Origin of the sequence: Pseudomonas sp. CP-1, from assembly GCF_021213715.1 — a bacterium.
GTDB lineage: Bacteria > Pseudomonadota > Gammaproteobacteria > Pseudomonadales > Pseudomonadaceae > Pseudomonas > Pseudomonas aeruginosa.
The window spans coordinates 1-1,087 of record NZ_JAJQKY010000059.1 but is presented as its reverse complement, the minus strand read 5'-3'; the positions used below and the strand labels follow the sequence as shown (position 1 = coordinate 1,087).

At 69.2% G+C, this 1,087-nt stretch carries 1 protein-coding gene; it reads left to right on the top strand.

What is annotated here, in order from left to right; genetic code table 11:
• The coding region (locus LT948_RS33040; RefSeq protein ID WP_232197172.1) for an AMP-binding protein at positions 1 to 1,087 on the top strand (1,087 nt) is incomplete at both ends.

Here is a 1,087-nt window from a genome sequence, read left to right as displayed (position 1 = left end):
CCACCTGCTGGAGCGTCTGCCGATCCCCGAGGGGTTGTCCTGCCTGTCCGTGGATCGCGAGGAGGAGTGGGCCGGCTTCCCCGCTCATGATCCAGAGGTGGCGCTGCACGGCGACAACCTGGCCTATGTGATCTACACCTCCGGCTCCACCGGCATGCCCAAGGGCGTGGCGGTGTCCCACGGTCCGTTGATCGCCCATATCGTGGCCACCGGCGAGCGCTACGAGATGACCCCGGAGGACTGCGAGCTGCACTTCATGTCGTTCGCCTTCGACGGTTCCCACGAAGGCTGGATGCACCCGTTGATCAACGGCGCGCGGGTGCTGATCCGCGACGACAGCCTGTGGCTGCCGGAACGGACCTACGCCGAGATGCATCGCCACGGGGTAACGGTGGGGGTGTTCCCGCCGGTGTACCTGCAGCAACTGGCCGAGCATGCCGAGCGCGACGGCAATCCGCCGCCGGTACGGGTCTATTGCTTCGGCGGCGACGCGGTGGCGCAGGCCAGCTATGACCTGGCGTGGCGGGCGCTGAAGCCGAAGTACCTGTTCAACGGCTACGGCCCGACCGAGACGGTGGTGACGCCGCTGCTGTGGAAAGCGCGAGCGGGCGATGCCTGCGGCGCGGCCTACATGCCGATCGGTACGCTGCTGGGCAACCGTAGCGGCTACATCCTCGACGGGCAGTTGAACCTGCTGCCGGTAGGCGTGGCGGGCGAACTGTACCTGGGCGGGGAAGGGGTGGCGCGCGGCTACCTGGAGCGTCCGGCGCTGACCGCCGAGCGTTTCGTGCCGGATCCCTTTGGTGCGCCGGGCAGCCGGCTGTANCTGCTGCCGGTAGGCGTGGCGGGCGAACTGTACCTGGGCGGGGAAGGGGTGGCGCGCGGCTACCTGGAGCGTCCGGCGCTGACCGCCGAGCGTTTCGTGCCGGATCCCTTTGGCGCGCCGGGCAGCCGGCTGTACCGCAGCGGCGACCTGACCCGTGGGCGTGCGGATGGGGTGGTGGACTACCTCGGACGGGTGGACCACCAGGTGAAGATCCGGGGCTTCCGCATCGAACTGGGAGAGATCGAGGCGCGCCTGCGCGAG